The organism is Vibrio satsumensis, from assembly GCF_050337435.1.
In the GTDB taxonomy this organism is placed as follows: domain Bacteria; phylum Pseudomonadota; class Gammaproteobacteria; order Enterobacterales; family Vibrionaceae; genus Vibrio; species Vibrio satsumensis.
In genome coordinates, this window is record NZ_JAKJSX010000012.1 from 138,197 (window position 1) to 159,704 (window position 21,508).

Sequence of the window (21,508 nt, forward strand, 5' to 3'; positions counted from 1 at the left end):
AACAGCTCGATCTATCCGTTTAGTGGCGATATACTGAACCACTAAACGGATAGGGATACTAATTACTAATGAAAACACGTGACAAGATTGTTTACGCTGCTCTAGAGCTTTTTAATGAGCACGGTGAGCGTAGTATTACGACCAATCATATTGCTGAACATATTGAGATTAGCCCTGGCAACCTCTACTACCACTTCCGCAACAAACAAGAAATTGTCCGTGACATCTTTACTCTCTATTCAACAGAGTTACTTGAAAGATTCACACCTATTCAAGGGCAGCAAGAAAGCCTCACGCTACTAAAGAGCTACTTAGATTCTATCTTCACTCTGATGTGGAAGTACCGTTTCTTCTATGCAAATCTACCTGAAATATTGTCACGTGATGAAAAACTCCACCTTGATTACATGGCCGTACAAGAAAAGCTACAAACGAATCTTGTAGATATTATGAGAGCCTTTGTTGAGTTGAACTTGCTTAAAGCTACGGATTCGGAAATGAAATCGATGGTTACTTCTCTTCACTTGATCGCATCGGGTTGGTTGGCGTATCAGTCTGCGATGTCTCCAAAAGCTCAAATTACTGAGCAAGTCGTTCATCAAGGAATGCTGCAGATGATCGCGACCGTTAAACCAATTGCGACAGCACAAGGTTTTGAACAGCTGACATTGTTGGAAGATGGTGTAAGGGCTTTGAACTCAAAGTAGAAAGATACGAGTAAACGAGATTCGGGATACGAAGATTGGGAAAAAGCAGATACGAGTAAATGAAAAACAGGGTAGAGCGACGACGAGGCCAGCGTTTTAATGTCACGTTTTACTCTAACCTTGTATCGGCTTTTAAGCTCTTCGCATCTCGTTCACCCGCATCCCGTATCTGTTCTTATGCTCTTCGCATCTCGGTTACTCGAATCTCGTATCTGCTTTTAAGCTTTTCGTATCTCGGTTACTCGCATCCCGCATCTGCTTTATCTAACCAACCAACTCTTTGGATTTTGAGCTTGGCTGTTTCTACGGATTTCAAAATACAGTGATGGGCGCGTTTGGCCGCCAGTGTCACCAGCAAGCGCAATCGCTTCACCCGCTTTAACCTTGTCACCTTCTTTCTTTAGTAGTGCTTGGTTAAAGCCATAGAGCGTCATATCACCTTTACCATGGTCGAGAAGAACCACTAAACCATAACCGCGCAGATACTCGGCAAATACCACCGTGCCTGAGTAAACCGATTTCACCTGCTGACCGTACTTGGCGTTGATCACCATGCCTTTCCAGTTGATTTGACCCGTTTGGCGAGAACCGTAGCTATGTAGAACTTTATCTTTGATCGGCCAAGGGAGCTTACCTTTGCGTTTTGCTAGGCCATCCATCGGGACTGCATTACGTCGTTCTCGAGCTGCTTTTTCTGCTTTCGCAATTTCAGCTTTCAGACGAGTTTCATTTCGCTGAAGCTCTGCCAAGTAATTTTTGTCACCCGAGATGTTTTTCTTGATGCTGCCAACCGTTTTCTTACGCTGCGTTTGCGTTTGAGATAACTTGTCGCGTTTTATGGTTTGCTGTTTTAACAAGGTCGCAATTTGTTCTTGCTCAAGTTGACGCTGCTTATGACTTTCTTCTAACTCAAGTTGTGTCTGTTCAATCGTTTTGATTGTTGCGGAGCGAGCTTTGGCAAGGTGTTGGTAATAGTGGCTGATGCGATCTTCTTCCACACCTGTGTTGAGGATGTGAGAAGAAGCTTTAGCTCGACTAGTCATGTAGTAAGTCTGAATCAGTTGCTCTAACTTATCGGTATGGACTTTTTTCTGAGCAGTAAGCGATTTAATCTTGGTGTCTAAGCTGGCAATATTTGCATTGGCCGTATTGAGTTGCTTTTTACTGTCTAGAATCGCTTTTTCAAGCGAAGCGATGGATAGCTCTTGTTTCTTGAGGCTTGCTTGTAGGTTATCGAGTTTTTTCTGTTGAGAAGACAGGTTTTTCTGTTGGCGAGATATTTCACTCGATACGCCTTTCAGTTCTCCCTGAGAGGCGGCAAATGACGATGCAGATATAAGAGCAACACAAAGGCTGGCAGATATCAAAAGAGTTCGGCTAATGGCTCGAATTTGTTTCATCATTATCGTCATTTTGCTCTTATTCATTATCAACAGTTGTTTTTAAATCTTTTCGCATCTGCTCTTAATTTTTCGAATTTCGCTGAATCGAATCCACATCTGCTTTTAAGCTCTTCGTATCTCGTTGCGTGAATCAGGCATCGGCTCTTAAGCTCTTCGTATCTCGGTTACTCGAATCCCGAATCTGCTCTTAAATCCCATCACCATGGATGAAGTTCTGAGAGCGACCATTGAACCCTTGATCCATATCCAAAGACGGCTTGTCAGTTTTTGGTTTGCCGACAATTTTTGCAGGAACGCCAGCGACTGTTGTATGAGGTGGTACGGCTTGTAGAACCACAGAGCAAGAACCAATTTTAGCGCCTTCACCCACTTCAATGTTGCCGAGTATTTTAGCGCCGGCACCAATCATTACGCCTTCACGGATTTTAGGGTGACGATCGCCACCTTCTTTACCCGTACCACCAAGGGTCACGTCTTGAAGGATAGATACATCATTTTCAACGACAGCGGTCTCACCAATAACAATGCCTGTTGCGTGGTCGAGCATGATTGCTTTGCCGATGCGTGCAGCTGGATGGATATCTACTTGGCAAGCGACTGAGATTTGGTTTTGTAGGTAGGTAGCAAGTGCTATACGGCCTTGCTTCCATAGCCAGTTAGCGACTCGGTAACCTTGTAGAGCATGGTAGCCTTTCAGATAAAGCAGAGGCATCGAGTACATCTCGACCGCAGGATCTCGATTTACCGTCGCGCAGATATCACAAGCGGCAGCATCAATAATCGATTGGTCCTGCTTAAATGCTTGTTCAACCACTTCACGCACCGCCATTGCTGGCATTGAAGCCGTCTTTAGCTTGTTTGCTAGGATATAGCTAAGGGCTGCGCCTAAACTTTCATGATTGATAATAGTGGCATGATAAAAACTCGCAAGCATAGGTTCTTGCTCCGACTGCTGTCGAGCTTCCTTCACAATGCATTGCCAAACTTTTTGTTGTTCACAGTGTTTCATTTTACCATCCATTCCTTTAAACCAGATACGTGTAGCGAGATGAGAAGAGCTATAAGAACAGATGCGAGTAATCAAGATACGAAGAACGAGATGTAAAGAACAGATTAGAGTCGTGAGATACGAGTAACGAAAAGCATTGTCATCGAACGTTTGAAGGCGCTCTTCATCTTTTCGCATCTCGATTACCCGAATCCCGTATCCGCTTTTACTCTTTTCGCATCTCGTTTACTCGAATCTCTCTACCGCTTTTCTATCTTTCTGACTTCTTGTCTCGAGCAAGTAGATCTTGCGCTGCTAGGTGTGCATCTTTCCCTTGATACAACACTTGATAAATTTGTTCAACAATTGGCATCTCAACGCCCATGCGTTCTGATAATAACCAAACTTCTTTGGTGTTGCGATAACCTTCGACAACTTGGCCAATTTCTTCTTGAGCCGTGTCGACGTCTTTACCTGAGCCTAGCGCCAAACCAAAACGGCGATTTCGCGATTGGTTATCGGTACATGTTAGTACTAGGTCGCCCAGTCCAGCCATTCCCATGAAGGTTTCTGGTTGTGCACCAAGAGCTGCACCCAATCGACTCATCTCGGCTAAGCCGCGAGTGATAAGCGCAGTACGTGCATTAGCACCAAAGCCAATACCATCCGACATGCCAGCGCCAATTGCGATGACATTTTTAACGGCGCCGCCAAGCTGCATACCAATGAAATCTGAGTTTGCGTACACGCGGAATGTTTTGCCGCAGTGGATTTTTTCTTGAAGCTCTTCTAGGAAAACTTCATCTGGTGAAGCAACAGAGATAGCCGTTGGCATACCCATAGCTAACTCTTTGGCGAAGGTAGGCCCGGATAGAACCGCTAACGAGTACCCATCACCAAGCACATCGTGTGCGACATCTTTGAGTAGGCGGCCAGTCTCTGGCTCTAACCCTTTCGTTGCCCAGCAGATACGAGAGTTCGTAGTTAAGTGAGGTTTAAGGCTATTCAAAACGATACCAAACACGTGGCTAGGAACGACAACGAGAAGGTCGCGACTTGCTGTTACCGCTTTCTCAAGGTCTGACTCGATGATTAGGCTTTCTGGGAAGTCTATATTGGGCAGAAACTCATTATTCGCACGTTCTGAATCAAGGCGATTCATATGAACAGGGTCATGTCCCCAAAGAACAACATTGGCACCGTTACGCGCTAGAGATATCGCTAAAGATGTCCCATAAGAACCTGCGCCAATGACAGTCATGGCAATCTCTTTGCCGTAAGCGCTGTCTTTACCGTAAGCGTCTGTCGTGTTAGTCGGGTGAGTTGTTTCTGTCATGCTTCCACCTAAAAATAATGAGGGAAATCGAAGAGTTTTGAAAAAGCTTTCCACTAAAATAAGCAGAGCTTTCAATCTTAGTACAGTGTAAAGAAAAAATGCACATCGCAGAAGTTGCGATGTGCATTTAAAAGCTAACTAGCGCTTGAATCGTTAGAGTTAAGTTCTACTTTGAGACTTAAGCCTGTTCGCCTTCAGCTTGCTGAGCTTGGTTTTGTAGGTAGTTCATGAACAAAGCATCAAAGTTTACTGGTGCTAGGTTCAGTTGTGGGAACGTACCTTTAACCACTAAACTAGAAATGGTTTCACGAGCGTATGGGAATAGGATGTTCGGGCAGAATGCACCTAGGCAATGAGCCAGTTGACCAGCTTCCATTTCACTTGCAGAGAAGATGCCGCCTTGTTGAACTTCACAAAGAAATGCAGTGTCTTCAGCGTTCTTAACCGTAACCGTTAGACGTAGAATTACTTCGTACACGCCTTCGCCAAGTTCACGGCTTTGAGTGTCTAGGTCCAGTTTTACGTCTGGGTTCCACTCTTTTTGAAACATGTCTGGAGAGTTTGGCGCTTCGAAAGATACGTCTTTTAGGAAGATACGTTGGATTGCGAAGTTCTGTTGTGCGTCTTGTTGTGCTGCTTCAGCCATTTTCTTGTCCTTAAAAATTTAAATTAGGCTTTGTTCATTATGTTTGACGAACAAAGCCCGAAAGTTAGTTTATCGGTCAGTTTACTTCTTGCCTTGAACTACTTCTTACCTTTAACCAAAGGTAGGTTAGCTTCGCTCCAAGCCACTAATCCGCTTTTCAGCACGCTTACGTTTTCGAAGCCTGCTTTAACCAGTAAGTTAGCGCTTTCTTGAGCAGTTTGACCTGTCTTGCATACTACGATTATTGGGTCTGCTTTGCGGCTTTCAAGGCTACCAAAGCTATTTGCTTTGATGTCTGACGGTAAAATGTGAACTGCGTCCGTAATATGGCCCTTTTTGAACTCATCCTTAGTACGAATATCAACCACAACACCGTTTTCACGGTTAATCATGTGTGTGGTTTGCGCTGCCGTGATCTCTTTGTAGGCTGCATTTGATGTCTTGATAACGTTCGCAATGATGGCAACAACCAAGCCGATCCATACGATGGCTAAAATCATATTCTCTTGAACAAATGGAACTAACTCTTGCATGTCTTGAACTCTTATTCGTTATTGGGCGAAAAACTATAGGTCAGGAGTATAGCGAGTTTTGGGGTTTGGTGTACATAGAGTTAGCTTACCCGCGCACATAACTGGATTTTTTTGATTATATACATAGATAATAGAAGAATTTACATTTTAAATGCGTAGTGTGGTTTTCGCTTTGTGACCAAAGGACGGTAGTGTCTCTATTTTGAGAGCACTAAACGTACTCTACCTACAATCAGTATCTTTGCTGAGCATCAATCAGATTTAGATGTGAAGGTTGAAGAACGTTGCGGTCTTGTTACTTTATTTACAGGTAATAAAGTAACAAGGCATTAAACATATGCGGAGTTTAAGAGATATTTAGTTCCGTAAACTTGTTCAGTGTACTGAACATTGTATAAATATCGTCAATCTAAGCGTTGTAACTTCGAGACTTGATTTCTGTATAATGGTTGTTTCACCCGATATGTTACCGTTTCTTATGGCTATAACATTGTTTGTCTTCTTGTCGGATTAGCTGAGCTTCAGACTACCTAGATGTCTTTATGTTCTCAAAGCGCAGTTGTTCTCTCAGTCGGATGAGGGGAGGGGGAACTCGCTTTAATTGCACGGCATTATGTAAACCCCTTTTACTTCAAGCTATCACGCGGGGTGTTTCATTGATTGTTCGACATGGGAGCTTGAATCTACTATATGTAGCTTCCATGCATATCATGCACTTCTCGAACAGTATCATGTTTTTTACTTTCCATTCATCTACGTCATCAACCTAGACAGTTATAGTAAAAGTAATCACATGCAATATCGAATCTCTGTTTTAATTTTAAATGAAACCTTAACTTTTTAGCTCGATATTAGCCATGGCTTTGTTGCGTAATTAAATTTAGAGATAGAGCCACCCCGTTTCGCATGCTTTTTAGTCAATACGACAAGTTTCAGGCATCCCTAACCCAGTGAGCTTGTTCAACGCTTTTATCATCGCGTAAGTTTCACCCACCTGTGCATTGTAATTTCTTAAGCTCAATCGTCCTCCTAGCAACTGTTTAACTCGGTACATCGCTGTTTCTGAGAGTGAACGTTTGTGGTATCCATACCGCTCTTTCCAATACTTATTTGAGCCGTATAACTTCTGGCAACCCACTGCGAGATTTCGGGGATGACCCCTTTCCCAGAAAGCAGCCCCTTCTCTTGGAGGAATAAGCGCAACGGCTCGCTTAATCTTAATCGCATCGTGACACGCTCTCGTGTCATAAGCGCCATCACCAGACACCTCAAGGATACTTCGGCGTGTTTGTTTCAGTAAATTCGGGAGTACTTCTCCATCTGTAACTGTCGATAAACTTAGCTCGGCTGCAATGATTTCATGAGTGCTTGTATCCACGGCAATATGCAGCTTTCGCCAGACTCTACGTTTGCCATCTGTCCCGTGTTTTTTTACTTTCTATTCACCTTCGCCATAAACCTTAAGGCCAGTCGCATCAATAGCTAGATGTTGTATCGCTCCTCTCGCTTTTGTCTTAAATGAGACCTCAACTTGCTTAGCTCTACGACTGATACAGGTGTAATGAGGACAACTTAATGGAACATGAGCAAGCCTAAATATTGAGTCGATAAACCCTTGCAGCGCTCTCAATGGCATAGAAAAAACTCGTTTGACCATAAGCGCCGTCGTGATAGCTAAATCACTGAACCGACGTGGTCTCCCGCGCTTATTCTGTTTGCTTTGCGCCCAGCTACTTATCGCTTCTTCATCAATCCAAAAGGTCAGGGAGCCACGGTTAATGAGTGATTGGTTGTATTGCTTCCAGTTGGTTGTTTTGTAACGAGGTCTAGGCATGAAGCTACGAGAGAGAGTGGACTTAGCAGATCAGATCGTAGGTTCTGGATTTAGTTCCATTGAATTACGCAACAAAGCCATTAGCCATCTTAAATGTTGAGTTTAGAAAGACTTACAATGCTCTTAACTGCAGAGATAAAACTCGACTACCATTAGCGGGATAGTAATAGTTGAGTTCTTAAAATTTTCGAACTTAACCTTTGATTTAAACTTTTGTTTTACTTGGGTTTGTTGTCAATCTGGCCCGTTGGTGGGTGTTGTTGTATCAGGTCGGTATCTACTTGAGTTAGTGCCATCGACTTAAGCAACAGAGCCTTATTTTATCCACAACATCATTCAAATGTGTTAGAGTTAGCAGTATAAATTTATGCATTAATAAAAGTTAAAAAGTGAATATTCTTAGAAAATTAAATAAGCGTCTGCAGTCTGGGGAGCAAGGCGGTATTTTTAAAGGAATATTAACGTTGTTAATTGGCTCAGGACTAGCTCGAATCATTAGCATCGGTAGCATCCCTTTCCTTACACGCATTTATACACCTGAAGATTACGCTGTTTTGGCATTGTATATTTCTTTTACGGCAATTTTCTCTCAAATATTGACTTTACGATATGTGCAAGCTTTACCGTTGCCAAGGCATGATTTAGCTGCCTTTAACTTGTTTTCGCTTTGTGCCAAGTTAATTGCCTTAGGCTCTGGTTTACTTGCTATTGTTTTGTGGTTAATTGGAGAAGAGTTACTCGCTTTTTTTTCTATGGGAGCTCTTTATAAGTGGTGGCCGCTCATCGTTTTAGGCTCTGCAGGAGCTGCTTTTTATGAATTATTTAGCTTGTGGGCTACGCGGAAAAGGCAATACAAGGCGATGGCTAAGTCTCAGTTAAATCAGTCCATAATTAGTAGTGCAACAAAAATTGTATTGGGATTACTAGCATTTAAACCTATAGGGTTAATGGTTGGCCAGATGCTGAGCCAGAGTGCTGGTATTGCTAATCTATATCGGAGTGTTCAAAATGATTACCTCCTATATTCGAAAAAAATATGCACAGAAAAACAGTTGTTTATGGGGAGGTATTATCAAGGATTTGTATGGTTTCGGTTACCTTCTCAGATATTAATGGTAGTTTCCGTTCAAGCTCCTGTATTGATGATGGCTGCGTTGTATAACAAAGAAGTTACAGGTCAGTTAAGTCTTGCTTTAATGGCTATTTCATTGCCTATGGGCTTAATTGGCAAATCGGTAGCGAATGCTTTTTATGCCGAGATTGCAAATATAAACAGAACAGATCTGAACAATATAAAAGAAATAACTCTAATGGTTCAGAGGAAACTATTTATGGTGGGTATTCCGATTGCTTTGGCAATAGTTCTGCTATCTGAACGTTTATTTGTGATTGCATTTGGTCCTGAGTGGCTAATGGCAGGAAAGTACGCCACTATTTTAGCTCCATTTCTACTGTTTCAATTTACTTCATCACCTTTGATGGAAGTGATAAATATAATTGGTTCTCAGTTTTATTTTATGGTTTTACACTCATGTCGAGTGATTGGTTTGATTCTAGTATATTTGGTTTTTCAGAATTTAGAAGTAGATAGCGTATGGTTTGTCTCTATTATTAGTATTTATTTATCAATTTTTTATTTGTCTGCCTCTCTTTTAGTCTTAGTTACTTTAAGTCGAGCGCAAAGGAAGGGATGTAAATGAGAGTCTCAGAAAGGGTATTTAATATAATATTCGCAACTGTAGATACAAGAGTAAGGATATATATTAAGCTTCTTTGTTTTTGTAAGGTGAAGAACTACAGTAATTTAGGTGCAATTGTCGCTTTAAGGCTACAAAGAAAGTATGGCGTTTTTATTTCATATAGTACTGTTTTTGATTCATCATTAACCTTGAAACATCCAGCGAGTATCATTATTGGTACCGGCACTAAAATTGGTAAAAATGTTACTATTTTTCAAAATGTCACCTTGGGTCGTTCGAGTCAGAGCCTAGATGAATATCCTGAGATAGGTGATAATACCGTTATATACGCGGGAGCTGTGATTTTGGGTGGGGTTTCGGTAGGCAAAAACTGCATAGTTGGTGCGAATGCTGTTGTAACTAGGAATGTTCCTGATAACTCTGTGGCGGTAGGGGTTCCTGCTAAAGTCATCTCAAAATAATAAGGACTAGAAGTGTATAAAACTATTTATTGTATGGTTGATGATGATAAAACTCAATACCTTAAGCGTTATGGTGAGCTTGTTGGGTTGAATATTATACCCAACCCTGTAAAGGGAGTATTATTTCCATTTTATTTGATGTATTTGATTTTTAGTAATAATAAGCCTGATGCCGTGATAGTTAGGTATATGAACGATAATCGTAATATTTTGCTGAGTTTAGCTCTGTTTTTATCAAGATATTTGACATTTATTATCCTCAGTTTCTTCAGCGTGAAAATAGTTTGGTTTTGTCACAACATAGATAAGGAGACAAAAGAGTTTTATCCTTTCTTAACTAAGATTAAAAGAAATTATTTGTTGAAAAAGTCGGAAAAAATCTATGTTATGGATGAATTATTAGTTCCGGTAGCAGTCAAACAGTTTCCACAATATGCAAATAAAATAGACTACATTTGTTTTGGGGTGAGGCAGTCTAACTATAGACGTAATAAAAAGTCAAATAATGGTAAGCTAATTAGTGTTTTTGAAGGGCTTCGAGATAAGGGGGAGGTATATATTGGTTTTTGCCCTACAAATTCAGGAAATAAATATTTACATATTGATTATGCGCCTGATTTAGTTAACAAGGCAAAAGAAGCTGGTATTGAACTGTATCTTGTTATGGTGGGAGATTTAAAAACACATATTAATACTAATATAGACTTAGCGACTAAAATTAGTAAAAACAAAAATATCATACTAATTGATGAGTTTGTTGATTACAATGCTGATGAGATAGGTAAGTATATTGATTTTTATTGGAGAGGGTTGGACGATCAATCTATCAGCTATTCTTTATATGAAGCGGCAACTCAAAGAGTTCCTATATTAGCTATTGATGTTGGTTTTGTTGGTGAAGCTGTGGCTCATTATAATTTAGGTGAAGTGGTTGATATTGATATGGCAGACCTAAGAAGTAAGCTTCTACTACTAGAAAGTTGGAATTCAGCATATGCTGATGAGTTTTTAGAGAAACACTCTTGGACTAAAGCCGTTGATAAGCTAAAGGGTATTTTTTAGCTATACAGTAACCAGTGTGATGTTGTGATGATTATATATGTTTTTTTGTTGTTTTCATTGTTTTTATTAAGTCCAGACTTGAATGATCGGACTAAGTTGGTATCAACTTTTTTTATATTTGTATTAACATCGGCCCTATTAGGGTTAAGGTCTATATATGTAGGTGTAGACACAAATGAATACTACTGGATATATAGCTTGTCAAGTAACAATCCAGCTCATGAATATATAGAGACGCTGGAACCAAGTTTCATTCTGATAAATAAAATGTTTTCTTTATTTTCAGAAGATGCATCGATAATGATTTTGTTTATTTCGGTTTTTGTTATGCTTTCAGTTTCTATATTTATCTACAGATATAGTAATTGCTTGTTTTTAGCTTGGCTTGGCTTTTTGTCTTTCGGGCAGTTTTTTGCCTTTCACAATGTGATGAGGCAGTCGTTAGCTGTTGCCATTGTCTTATTTTCAGTTAAGTATATCCTGAATAGAAACTTCCTCGCTTTTCTCCTTATATTATTATTGGCTTTTAGTTTTCATTATTCAGCTATCGTTTTTTTACCTGTCTATTTCTTTAACCAGTTAAAATTTAGTTCATATAAATTTATATTTTTGTGGTTGTGTTCCATACCTTTCATATTTTCAAGTCATATATTCATAAATATCTTTGAAATAGCGGCTTACTTTATTCCAGAGCACTATGTTTCATTTCTAACGGATTCTAGAGTTATATCTCACGGGGGGAAGGGGCTAGGTATTAGAATTGTTTTTACTCAATTTATTATTATCATGTTAATTTTTTCTTATCATATAATTGATAATGAAGAACTAAAATATGAGAGAATGCCTCAACTAGATATTTTATTTATAAGTGTATCTCTGGTAGCTCTTATTTTAGCAAATGTTTTTTACAACGTCGGTTTAATCACAAGACTTTTGCATTATTATACTATATTTGTTCCAATTGGAATTCCTATAGCTTTGTGTGTTTTGTTTAAGAAAGAGAGCCGAGTTTTATCTATGGCGGCTTTATCACTATTCTATACATTGTTATTTTTTAGAGGGTTATTAACTGATTCTCATGGTATATTTCCATACTCAATATTTATTAGCATGTAACATATTATGAGTGGGTTGAAAACTAAAGGACTGAAATGTGTATTCTATTATTAGACTTATAACAAAAATAAAAACATATATTTATAAGGTAGTGCATTATAGTTTGTTTGATGGTGTGATACTTTATGATACACCTACTATTGTTAAACACAAAAATGTCTATATTGGCGCTGGTACTCGAATAAATGGCAACGTGTATTTGCATGGAGCGGGGAAGATAAGGATAGGGGAAAATGTTACATTGTCTTATGGAACGACGATTTTGTCTACTGGCTATGATACAAAAAATTGGCATACTAATAAAACCCTTAAGGGGCATGTTAACCAGGCAGTGACTGTCGGTGATAATGTTTGGCTTGGGGCTAATGTGACCGTTTTGCCTGGAGTAGATATTGCGGAAGGCATAATCGTAGCTGCAGGATCCGTGGTTAATAAAGATCTGGATAGTTCCAATGCACTGTATGCTGGTGTGCCAGCAAAGAAAATTAAAAACCTATAGGTAATATATGATTAGTAAATTGATAACTGTTTTTACTCCAACTTATAACAGAAAACAGAAACTCGTTGATTGTTATAATAGTTTGAAGAATCAGTCAGACCAACAGTTTGTATGGCAAATTATTGATGATGGTTCAGATGATGGTACTGAAGAACTGGTTAGTCAGTGGCAAATAATCAGTGACATAGATATTGAGTATTATAAAGTGCCTAACGGTGGTAAATGTAGAGCGATTAATAAGAGTCTTAGTTTAACAACTACACCACTTTGGGTTTGCTTAGACTCTGATGATGTATTGACTGAAAATGCTATTGACATAATAGCTCAAGAGTATATGTCTATTAAGGATGATGATTCTATTTGTGGGATTTTTTCATTGAGAGGTCAAGATGGTATATCTTCAATGCAGGGTGTTTCAATTCCGCGAGATTTGAAGCAATCGACACAACGACATATTCGCTATAATCTTGGCATCCCTCCTGAGTACGCGCATGTTTTCAAAACTAATATAGCCAGAAACTTTACCTACCCTAGCATAGAAGGAGAGAGCTACTTTCCATTAAGTTATGTTTTTGATCAGATTGATGAAATCTATAAATATAAGGTGTTACATAAATCAATTATGATTTGCGAATATCGTAAAGATGGCATAACCAAAAATAAAAGAAAGTTGATTGTCAAAAATCCTCGAGGCTATACCATGTATAAAAAGCAACTAGTTGGGATGGCTCCGACAAAGAAGGAGCGGTATAAGGCAGTGGCAACTTATATTACGGGATGTATCCTGTCAAAATCTAATCCATTTGAAAATAATGATTTTAAGATTCTAACTTTGTTACTTTATCCTGTCGGGTTAGCGGATTATCTATTGAGGTACAGATATCAAATCAACATAGATTTGGAAATAAAAACGAAAAACATTTAGACATCGACAGTACCCAGAGCTTTATCTAATGTTTTTCTTGGTGGGATATTAATTCGAGCTGTCAGAAATAGTAGATTTTATTTCCTGAATTTACGAAATATAAAATCTACTGTTGTGTTATTTATTTTAACGATGGGGAGCAATATAGATGGGTAAATGATATTAATCACTACCTGTATTTTTTATATAAATATCTTTTAACAAAGTTAGGAGAGAGTCTAAGAACAGATTTTTGTGCGATATTTGCTAGCATTTTTTTTCTTGTTATTAGCTTAATTCTATTTTGATATCTATACAGCTTTATTTCATTACTCAAGTATTTTGCACCTCTTCGCTCTAATAAGGAGGTGTCAGTTCTCATTTTTAACAGCTTAGAATCGATATTTGCTATTTTATGCCCATTTACAATCAAGAGTGACCACAGAGCCCAATCTTGCGAGTTATTGAATAATGGGTAGCCACCAATACTTTCAACAATGCTTTTCCGAAACATTACAACGGGATGGCTAAGTGGAGATCGAGTTTTACAAAACTGGTTTAATTCTTCTGGGTAAAGAGGTAAAAGTCGTTGTCCTATTTGTCGCGTTAAGCCGATATCATACTCGTCTAGTTGTGCGCTACATGCAACTATATCTGGGTTAGCAGTCATATACGCTACTTGCTCTTCAATTCTACGAGGAAGGCTTTCATCGTCGGTATCCATTCGAGCTACTAATTCATGGCTGCAATGTTGTAATCCATCATTTAAAGCAGAAGCAAGCCCAACATTTTTTTTTATTTTTACAGGTTTGAATTGCTCTGGTAGCTTTCTTTTCCAGCTATCGATCACACGATAGAGTTCACAAGTAAGTGGCCCGTCTTCTACAAGAATTATTTCATCAGGCTTCAGTGTTTGGTTTGTCCAAATGCTGTGTAAAGCATGCTCTAAGTGAGCGGCTTTTTCATGTTGGTAGACGCTCATCAACACGGATACGCTATCGGTTATGCCTAGCATATTATTTGGCTCCAAAGCCTGTTAGCATTGTTTTTACAGTTTTAATAACTATGTTCATATCTAACCAGAATGAAAGGTATTTTATATAGTAAAGATCATGCGCTAGCTTTTCTGTTGTGGATTCTGTGTCATCAGCATAACCTTGTACAGTTTGCGCCCAGCCAGTAATGCCTGGCTTGACCATATGACGATAGCCATAAAACGGTATTTCTTTTTCGAATAGCTTTACAAATGATTCTTGTTCTGGGCGTGGACCTATTAATGACATTTCGCCTCGCAAAACATTAAAAAATTGAGGAAGCTCATCAATACGAACTTTCCGAATAACCTTACCAATACGAGTTACGCGGGCTTGTTCTTCGGTAGCGAACTTAGACGCGGCATCGTTAGGGCGTACAGTCATGCTTCTAAACTTAAAAATTCTAAATGGCTTGCCCCCTTGTCCTACTCGTTCTTGAATAAACATAGCAGGTCCTGGATTTTCAATTTTTATTAGTAATGCTGTTATGACCATAATTGGTAGAGTTATAGGTAAACTTGCTAAAATGAGTATTGATTCCCACATCCTCTTAAATGAGCTATATATTGGATTAGGTTGAAGTGTACCAATGCTATTTTCTGATAGGTGTGAAGTTTGCACTTTACCTTCCACCATTTCTCTGATGCTTTCAGAATGGAATACTGGGATGTTATTTATACTACAATCGGCTACGAATTTAGATTGCTTTCCTGTCAAGTCTTTATGGAGATCTAAAACAAGACCATCATATGTTACTGGTAGTAGGTTAAAGTTGCTAACCTGAACCAGCTGAATATTTCTATTTGTTTTTAGTTCATCGAAGTTAAAGTTATCTATTGCCGCTAGTTTTAGTTTTCTATGTTCTCTTTGCGCCAAACCAAGCGAATAAAATATTAAAAAGCTTATAATGAAACCATGAATGAACACTGGTCTTGAATAATCTAGGCGCGTCAAGAGAATAAAAGTCAAAGTTATTGCATATACCGTTAACATTACTGGAAGGATGTAATATTTTCGATCAACCAAAAGGTACTTACTGATTCGAGGAAGTATATTGGCTGTTACTATATAGCTTGCTAGACATATGCCCATGCTGTTTTTAACAGTGTTTGGTAGATTTCCCCACTCATATGACGATGTCAGTAACATATATGTTATCGCGATGAATAGAGCTATTCCATGTGTGAATAGTGAGTTTTTGATTAATTTTTTCATTCTATCTTTTATGGGTTAGCTAGTAATGCAATAGTAAGGGCTCTAAGTTTATCATATCGCTTTTTAAATGTCCCAGTCCCCAATTTATTAGCCAAATATTGGCACAGTCTTAGTGCACCATCAAGACTTTGTCGCGGCTTTGTTGCGTAATTATATTTAAAGATAGAGCTAACCCCGTTTCGGGTATTTCTTAGTCAATACGACAAGTTTCAGGCATACCTAACCCAGTGAGCTTGTTCAACGCTTTTATCATCGCGTAAGTCTCACCCACCTGCGCATTGTAATTTCTTAAGCTCAATCGTCCTCCTAGTAACTGTTTAACTCGATACATCGCGGTTTCTGAGAGTGAACGCCTGTGATATCCATACCGCTCTTTCCAATACTTATTTGAGCCGTATAACTTCTGGCAACCCACTGCGAGATTTCGAGGATGACCGCGTTCCCAGAAGGCTGCCCCTTCTCGTGGGGGAATAAGCGCAACGGCTCGCTTAATCTTAATAGCAGCATGGCACGCTCTCGTGTCGTAAGCGCCATCACCAGACACCTCAAGGATATTTCGGCGTGTTTGTTTCAGTAAGTTCGGGAGGACCTCTCCATCTGTAACCGTCGATAAACTTAGTTCGGCTGCAATGATCTCGTGAGTGCTTGTATCTACTGCAATATGCAGTTTACGCCAGACTCTGCGCTTCCCATCCGTACCATGCTTTTTGACCTTCCATTCACCCTCACCATAAACCTTGAGGCCAGTGGCATCAATTGCCAGGTGTTGTATTGCTCCTCTCGTTTTGGTTTTAAATGAAACCTCAACTTCCTTAGCTCGGCGGCTTATACAGGTGTAGTGCGGGCAAACAAGCGGGATGTTAGCCAGCTTAAATACAGAGTCTAGAAAACCTTGTAGCGCTCTCAATGGCATAGAAAAAACTCGTTTGACCATCAGTGCGGTAGTAATGGCTAAGTCGCTGAATCGGCGAGGTCTACCACGCTTGCCTTGTTTGTTTTGTTTCCACTCAGCTATCGTTTCCTCATCAATCCAAAAGGTCAGAGAACCACGGTTGATTAAGGCTTTGTTGTACTGCTTCCAGTTAGTTGTTTTGTAAAGAGGTTTAGGCATCAGGTTACGAGAGATAGTGAATGTAACTGATCAGATCGTAGGCTCTGGATTTAGTTCCATTGAATTACGCAACAAAGCTCTTTGTCGCTCAAATCGATGGTACTCATTCAAGAAGCGACGATCTGATTATAGCCATCGGCTATGAACAGGGAATAGCTTATTCCTGGTTCAGTTCTCGATATTCACCAGAGCAGTGTTAAACACTTGGAGCAGAGTTATGCATGACTCTACTGTAGTTGTTATCGGCTTCAACGCGATTAAGACAACTTTTTTGACCATATTGAAATTAGTCTCCCAGTAATGTTTATCGAAGTAGGTTAATCAACAACTCATGGCTGCTTAGGTCTTTCCTGTGTTAAGTCTTCTTTGACAAGACTATAGTAAAAGAGATGATGGTCATGTGTGGGGGCAAGGTTCTGATTATTAATGATTAATTGATCTTATCTTATCTTATCTTGGGGTGAGTAGGCTTGGCCAGTATCAATATTATTCTGAGTACGTAGTTACTTGAGCTGTCTAGCTCCTGTGAGGGCGATTTATCCATCTTTTTACCCCTTCCTGACGCAATCCTGACGTTTTTTTGAATCGTTGTGGTTCGTTTACTAATTATACATTTACTTGATAGCAGTAATTACCTATCATAATGTTCAATTAGTTGTTTAATCAGAGTAATTCCTTTTTAGGCTATCTATCATTGATTAGATGGTTTTGGTTGGATATTGAAAGCAATGCAGCAATCTTCTGGTGTTGGTATTTTCTGAGTACCATTTTTGTAGTGTCATACGAAAAGATTATGCTAGCTGCTCGCTTGCTGCATACAAAGCAAGCTACTCTCAAGTTCTTTGTGCTTGTTAAACAACATTGATAAATCTGGCGAAATTCAAAAAGTACAGTATTGAGCTGTCTGTAGCTTCTAGCTTCAGCATTCAATATTGTGTACTTGCGTCAGTAGTTTTGGTACGGAATGGCGTGTATGAGTGTCTGCTTTTTGGGCTTTCATACAAAAACTGATTAGACTATCGCTTAGATTTGCTAGGAAAATCAGCCTCAGTTCAGTTTGAAATATGGAAGATATAATTATATGAAAATGCAGTGGTTAGCTAGGGTTTCACCTTTGTTGTTGCTATCAGCAACAGCTGTTGGAGCTGAAAATTTATACGTAGGCGCTAAAGTAGGTAGTGTAACTGCCGATAACTTTGCACCATTAGTAGAGAGCCGTACGGCTATTGACGACTCAGACACATCTTACGGTTTGTTTGTGGGTTATCAATTATTGGACACCTTGTCTATAGAAGGCAGCTACAACTATCTTGGTGAATATAACCTTAAAGATATTGCCGGTGGTAGTTACGATGCAAGTACCTTTGATGTGCTGCTTAAAGCCTCTGGTAACATAAACGATAGTCTAGCGTTATATGCTAAAGGTGGCTTCGCTATTTATGACTGGAACGCAAACGGCCCAGGCGTGGAGTCTGATGATTCTGGCGTGATTCCAACAATCGCTTTCGGTTCTGAATACTCGATTACACCATCAATGAAGGTTGGTTTAGAGTATCAATTCTATGATGGTATTGGTGGTGTTAACATCGATTCATTTAATGTTGCCTTGTCTCATAGCTTTTAATCATTTGTAGGGATAAATTGTGAAATATAAAATTTTAGCGTTATCAGTCGTTGGTGCAATCCTTGGTGGTTGTGGCAGTGACAACAACAACAGCGTGCCACCTGAGCAAGCGTACCGCAATATTATGGCATTCGACCCTGCAGTAATGGGTATGAAAGGTACATTCAGCTGTGATGATGGAACAACGGGCACTTTAGAGGCAACTAACTTTTATGGTGTTTCTGAAGTCACTGAGCTTACCGTTTTTAACAAGCCTGAAACTTGTGCGTTTACATATAACGCAACACCAGGCGCCAAAGATGTTTCTAACGGCAAAGACATGAGCAAGGTGAGCTACAAGTTCCCTAAAGGCTTAGCAAACTACGACGACCTTGTGACGTCTTCTCCAATCTCAACTTTGATTGAGAAAGAGCTAGATGGCCAGCCATATACCGAAGCTACAGGTGTCCAAGTGCTTACAGATCTTGGCTTAGATGGCTTGCTGAACAATGGTGTTACTTCTGTAGCTGACTTCCTACGTCGTACACAAGAAATTATTGAAGACCTTCCTGCATCTCAAGCTAGCCTAGTGTCAGCAACAGCAGCGGTACTGTCAGACGTACTTGTAGTAAGTTCTGATAAGTCAGCAACTGAGCTCTCTAAGGCAGCTGTTGCAATTACAGAGGAAGTTCTCAACACCTACCCTGACTACCCTACAGCTCCGGGTGGTGGTGAGATTTACCTAGATCTAACAGAAGATCCATCGTTTATTGAAGGTGTGGTGGCTGATCCTACTCAGGATGTGACTATTCCAGATTCAGCAGAAAAACCATCTGAACCTGTTCCAGATCCAGATGAAGGCACTAAGCCACCAACTGGCGGTACTGGTGGTACTGGTGGTACTGGCGGCGGCGGTTCTGCTGGTGGCCCAGGCGCTTAGTATAGGTATCAATAATAAAAGGCACCACACGGTGCCTTTTTTGTATGCTGTTACTATCAACATAGTCACAATTAAACGTAGTCACTAACAAAAATAGTCACTGTCAAATACGGTTAAAACCTATTGTATCCCAATGAAAATACTCAGTTATTCTAAAAACGCATCTCTCATAGCATCTCTTAGTGCAGTGGCGATCGCTTCTAATGCCTATGCCGTCGATAACTTGATGTCGTCCCAAAGTTATACCGGCGCAATCATTGTGCCTAATGCTCAAGTGATGGACACGGGCGACATCTCTTACCTCTATGGGCAAGGTGTACCGTACAAAGGAAAAACCAGCGAGTTAGATAATATCTTGTTTAGTGTTGGTTTGTTTGAGGGCTTTGAAGCTGCAGGTCGAATTGTCACAAAAACTTATGACTGTCACCTCTACACAAATGTACCCAACTACAATCCTAATTGTGGTAACGGTATTCGTGACTTGTCGGCATCGTTTAAATACCAACTTCCGTTCGTTAAAGATTGGACAGGGTTCGATTTTGCTATAGGTGTTCAAGATCTCGGTGGCGCGGCCAGCAACTTTGAAACCTACTATGCGGTTGCCGATTTTGAGCCAGACTTTGTCTCTGCAAGGTTTAGTGCCGGTTATGGTAAATCAGAGGTGAGCCATGGCGTTCTGAACGGGCCCTTTGCCAGCTTAGAATATCAGCCGTTGGATTTTGTACAGCTGATTGCAGAGCACGACTCTCACCAATTTAACGCTGGCTTGAAGGTGTTCACACCAGAAAACTACCTGCCACTGGATACGCAGTTATCTTTTCAATACCAGTTTTACACCAGTGGTAATGCCGATATAGACATTTGGTCTGTGGCTGCATCCGCTCCTTTAATGGGCTTCTCTGAATCTCGCCGAGTGAATGAGTTAACCCTAGAAGACAAGATCGCAGTAGAACAAGCGCATCATAAATTTGCCGGTATGGTTCAACTTAAAAAAGCACTGGTTGATGAAGGCTTTCTTAACGTCAGAATTTCGGCTGATGATATTGGTTTAAACGTTGCACTGGAAAACCGACGTTATAATCGCAACCAAGTCGATGGTGTGGGTGTTGCGTTGGGTATTATCTCTTCCTATGTGGGAGAAGGTATGCTTCAAGACCTCGGGGTTAAAAATTACCAACAACAAAACATTCGCCTGTTTAACTTGGTGAACGACATGCCGATGATGGAAGTGATCACCAGTGCCCCATGTTATCGTGAATTTGTAAAAACGGGTGAACCTTGCAAAACCCTTCTTGTTCGCACATCAGATGTGAAAAAGAGTTATGCAAAAGCAAACTTTGATAAAGAGGTGGCTCGTTCTGGCTTTGGCCGCACGCAGGTGATAGTTTCTCCTGCTTTGTATCACAATACCGCTACAGAGTACGGTGTATTTGACTACTCTTTAGCGCTTGCCACTAACTTATACACACCTCTTTGGAAAGGCGCCGCGTTGGATGTTCGACACCTAATGCCACTGGCAGAGAGTGATGACTTTGAAGAGGGCGAAATTTGGGGCGACGACGCGTTTGAAAATGAAGTAGATAGGGTTCTTTTCCACCAAGCATTCCAATTGCCTTACAACCTCACCACTCAATTCTCATTCGGACAAGTTTACGGAAACTTCCAGGGCTTCTTGAACGAAACGCAGTATGCGAGCAACAGCGGTCGTCATATTCTAGGTACTGAATATGGTAACTTTTCTGCTCAAGATAAGTTTGATTCAAGAGGGAAAGCCATCTTAGATGCAACTCCAATGATTGGTCATTATGCTTATTTAAGACCAGATTGGAATTGGCAAGGTAAAGTAGAGGCTGGTCAGTTCTGGAAAGGCGACGAAGGGGTGCGTGTGACCACAAGTCATTGGTTGGGGGATGTAAGAGTTGATGCGTCATACCAGACCACCAAAGCGGTAGGCAGCAGTGAAGCCGAAGACTTTGTGACTCTGGGTATCGCGATTCCTTTAACATTATGGCGCGACATGAGTCCTGGCTATGTTCAATTACGAGGGGTAGACCAATTTGTATATAACTTACAAACCCGTGTAGGTGAGACTCACAATAATTTAGGCGAGGGTTTAGGCTTAAATGTTGCTTTGCAACACAACCTTGAAAGGCAGTACTTCAACCGTAACCGCATCGGTGCAAGTTACTACTATGAAAACCGACAGCGCTTACGCAACGCTTACCTAAAATATTTAGAAGCAGTAAAATAATTTAGCGTAACATCTAAAACTAAGAGCCAGCACCTCATGTGTTGGCTCTTTTTTTGCTTTTGCTCTTGCTCTTAGCTCTTCGTTTACCCGCGTCTCGTATCTGCTCTTATCTTTTCGAATCTCTCGTCTGCTCTTGAGCTCTTCGATACTCGCTTACCCGCATCT

18 protein-coding genes and 1 pseudogene are annotated in these 21,508 nt (G+C 40.2%); 10 read left to right on the forward strand and 9 right to left on the reverse strand.

Going from position 1 to position 21,508, the window contains the following annotated elements; all coding sequences use genetic code 11:
- The first annotated feature begins 68 nt into the window (after positions 1-68).
- Positions 69-707 carry a TetR/AcrR family transcriptional regulator gene (locus L4C44_RS16640; protein WP_428805393.1) on the forward strand — a complete coding sequence of 213 codons (639 nt, stop codon included), beginning with the start codon at positions 69-71 and terminating at the stop codon, positions 705-707.
- Between the two features lie 260 nt (positions 708-967).
- Here the strand turns inward: L4C44_RS16640 and L4C44_RS16645 are convergent, their stop codons facing one another.
- The 6 genes and pseudogenes from L4C44_RS16645 to L4C44_RS16670 form a co-directional block, all read right to left on the reverse strand.
- Positions 968-2,119: a murein hydrolase activator EnvC family protein gene (locus L4C44_RS16645; RefSeq protein ID WP_428805394.1), complete on the reverse strand. Its 1,152-nt coding sequence runs from the start codon at positions 2,117-2,119 to the stop codon at positions 968-970.
- 178 nt (positions 2,120-2,297) lie between these two features.
- Positions 2,298-3,119 (reverse strand): serine O-acetyltransferase, encoded by an 822-nt coding sequence (cysE, locus tag L4C44_RS16650; RefSeq protein ID WP_009847961.1) that lies wholly within the window; start codon positions 3,117-3,119, stop codon positions 2,298-2,300.
- 250 nt (positions 3,120-3,369) lie between these two features.
- On the reverse strand, positions 3,370-4,434 hold the full coding sequence (gene gpsA / locus L4C44_RS16655) for an NAD(P)H-dependent glycerol-3-phosphate dehydrogenase (RefSeq protein ID WP_123311729.1): 1,065 nt from the start codon (positions 4,432-4,434) through the stop codon (positions 3,370-3,372).
- A gap of 178 nt (positions 4,435-4,612) precedes the next feature.
- Positions 4,613-5,080, reverse strand: a complete 468-nt coding sequence (secB, locus tag L4C44_RS16660) for a protein-export chaperone SecB (protein WP_009847959.1) — start codon at positions 5,078-5,080, stop codon at positions 4,613-4,615.
- Between the two features lie 98 nt (positions 5,081-5,178).
- Positions 5,179-5,613 carry a rhodanese-like domain-containing protein gene (locus L4C44_RS16665; RefSeq protein WP_048612491.1) on the reverse strand — a complete coding sequence of 145 codons (435 nt, stop codon included), beginning with the start codon at positions 5,611-5,613 and terminating at the stop codon, positions 5,179-5,181.
- A gap of 913 nt (positions 5,614-6,526) precedes the next feature.
- A pseudogene (locus L4C44_RS16670) lies at positions 6,527-7,447 on the reverse strand (IS5 family transposase).
- Between the two features lie 389 nt (positions 7,448-7,836).
- On the opposite strand from L4C44_RS16670, the gene L4C44_RS16675 reads away from it, so the two are divergent.
- Genes L4C44_RS16675 through L4C44_RS16700 form a run of 6 tightly spaced genes read left to right on the forward strand, consistent with a single transcriptional unit; the run spans position 7,837 to position 13,210 of the window.
- The gene (locus L4C44_RS16675; protein WP_428805395.1) at positions 7,837-9,147 is read left to right on the forward strand and encodes a lipopolysaccharide biosynthesis protein; all 1,311 of its coding nucleotides are present in this window, start codon (positions 7,837-7,839) and stop codon (positions 9,145-9,147) included.
- Positions 9,144-9,608 (forward strand): serine O-acetyltransferase, encoded by a 465-nt coding sequence (locus tag L4C44_RS16680; RefSeq protein ID WP_428805396.1) that lies wholly within the window; start codon positions 9,144-9,146, stop codon positions 9,606-9,608. Before L4C44_RS16675 ends, L4C44_RS16680 begins: the two co-directional genes overlap by 4 nt.
- Positions 9,609-9,620: 12 nt before the next feature.
- Positions 9,621-10,670, forward strand: a complete 1,050-nt coding sequence (locus tag L4C44_RS16685) for a glycosyltransferase (RefSeq protein WP_428805397.1) — start codon at positions 9,621-9,623, stop codon at positions 10,668-10,670.
- Positions 10,671-10,697: 27 nt separating this feature from the next.
- Positions 10,698-11,786, forward strand: a complete 1,089-nt coding sequence (locus tag L4C44_RS16690; protein ID WP_428805441.1) for an EpsG family protein — start codon at positions 10,698-10,700, stop codon at positions 11,784-11,786.
- Between the two features lie 37 nt (positions 11,787-11,823).
- A complete protein-coding gene (locus L4C44_RS16695) occupies positions 11,824-12,285 on the forward strand; it encodes an acyltransferase (RefSeq protein WP_428805398.1) in 462 nt (153 codons plus the stop codon).
- A gap of 7 nt (positions 12,286-12,292) precedes the next feature.
- Positions 12,293-13,210, forward strand: coding sequence for a glycosyltransferase family A protein (locus L4C44_RS16700; protein WP_428805399.1), 918 nt, complete (start codon positions 12,293-12,295; stop codon positions 13,208-13,210).
- Between the two features lie 169 nt (positions 13,211-13,379).
- Here L4C44_RS16700 and L4C44_RS16705 read toward each other — a convergent pair whose 3' ends face one another.
- The 3 genes from L4C44_RS16705 to L4C44_RS16715 all read right to left on the reverse strand — a co-directional run bounded on the left by L4C44_RS16705 (position 13,380) and on the right by L4C44_RS16715 (position 16,549).
- A complete protein-coding gene (locus L4C44_RS16705; protein WP_428805400.1) occupies positions 13,380-14,204 on the reverse strand; it encodes a glycosyltransferase in 825 nt (274 codons plus the stop codon).
- Position 14,205: 1 nt separating this feature from the next.
- Positions 14,206-15,438, reverse strand: coding sequence for a sugar transferase (locus L4C44_RS16710; protein ID WP_428805401.1), 1,233 nt, complete (start codon positions 15,436-15,438; stop codon positions 14,206-14,208).
- A gap of 190 nt (positions 15,439-15,628) precedes the next feature.
- Entirely contained in the window at positions 15,629-16,549 is a 921-nt protein-coding gene (locus L4C44_RS16715; RefSeq protein WP_428805402.1) for an IS5 family transposase, read from the reverse strand.
- 1,081 nt (positions 16,550-17,630) lie between these two features.
- Here L4C44_RS16715 and L4C44_RS16720 point away from each other — a divergent pair.
- From L4C44_RS16720 to L4C44_RS16730, 3 genes are all read left to right on the forward strand, one after another.
- Positions 17,631-18,173: an outer membrane beta-barrel protein gene (locus L4C44_RS16720; RefSeq protein WP_048663159.1), complete on the forward strand. Its 543-nt coding sequence runs from the start codon at positions 17,631-17,633 to the stop codon at positions 18,171-18,173.
- A gap of 19 nt (positions 18,174-18,192) precedes the next feature.
- Entirely contained in the window at positions 18,193-19,092 is a 900-nt protein-coding gene (locus L4C44_RS16725) for a serine/threonine protein kinase (RefSeq protein WP_428805403.1), read from the forward strand.
- Between the two features lie 133 nt (positions 19,093-19,225).
- Positions 19,226-21,343, forward strand: coding sequence for a YjbH domain-containing protein (locus L4C44_RS16730; protein WP_428805404.1), 2,118 nt, complete (start codon positions 19,226-19,228; stop codon positions 21,341-21,343).
- The last annotated feature ends 165 nt before the right edge of the window (positions 21,344-21,508 follow it).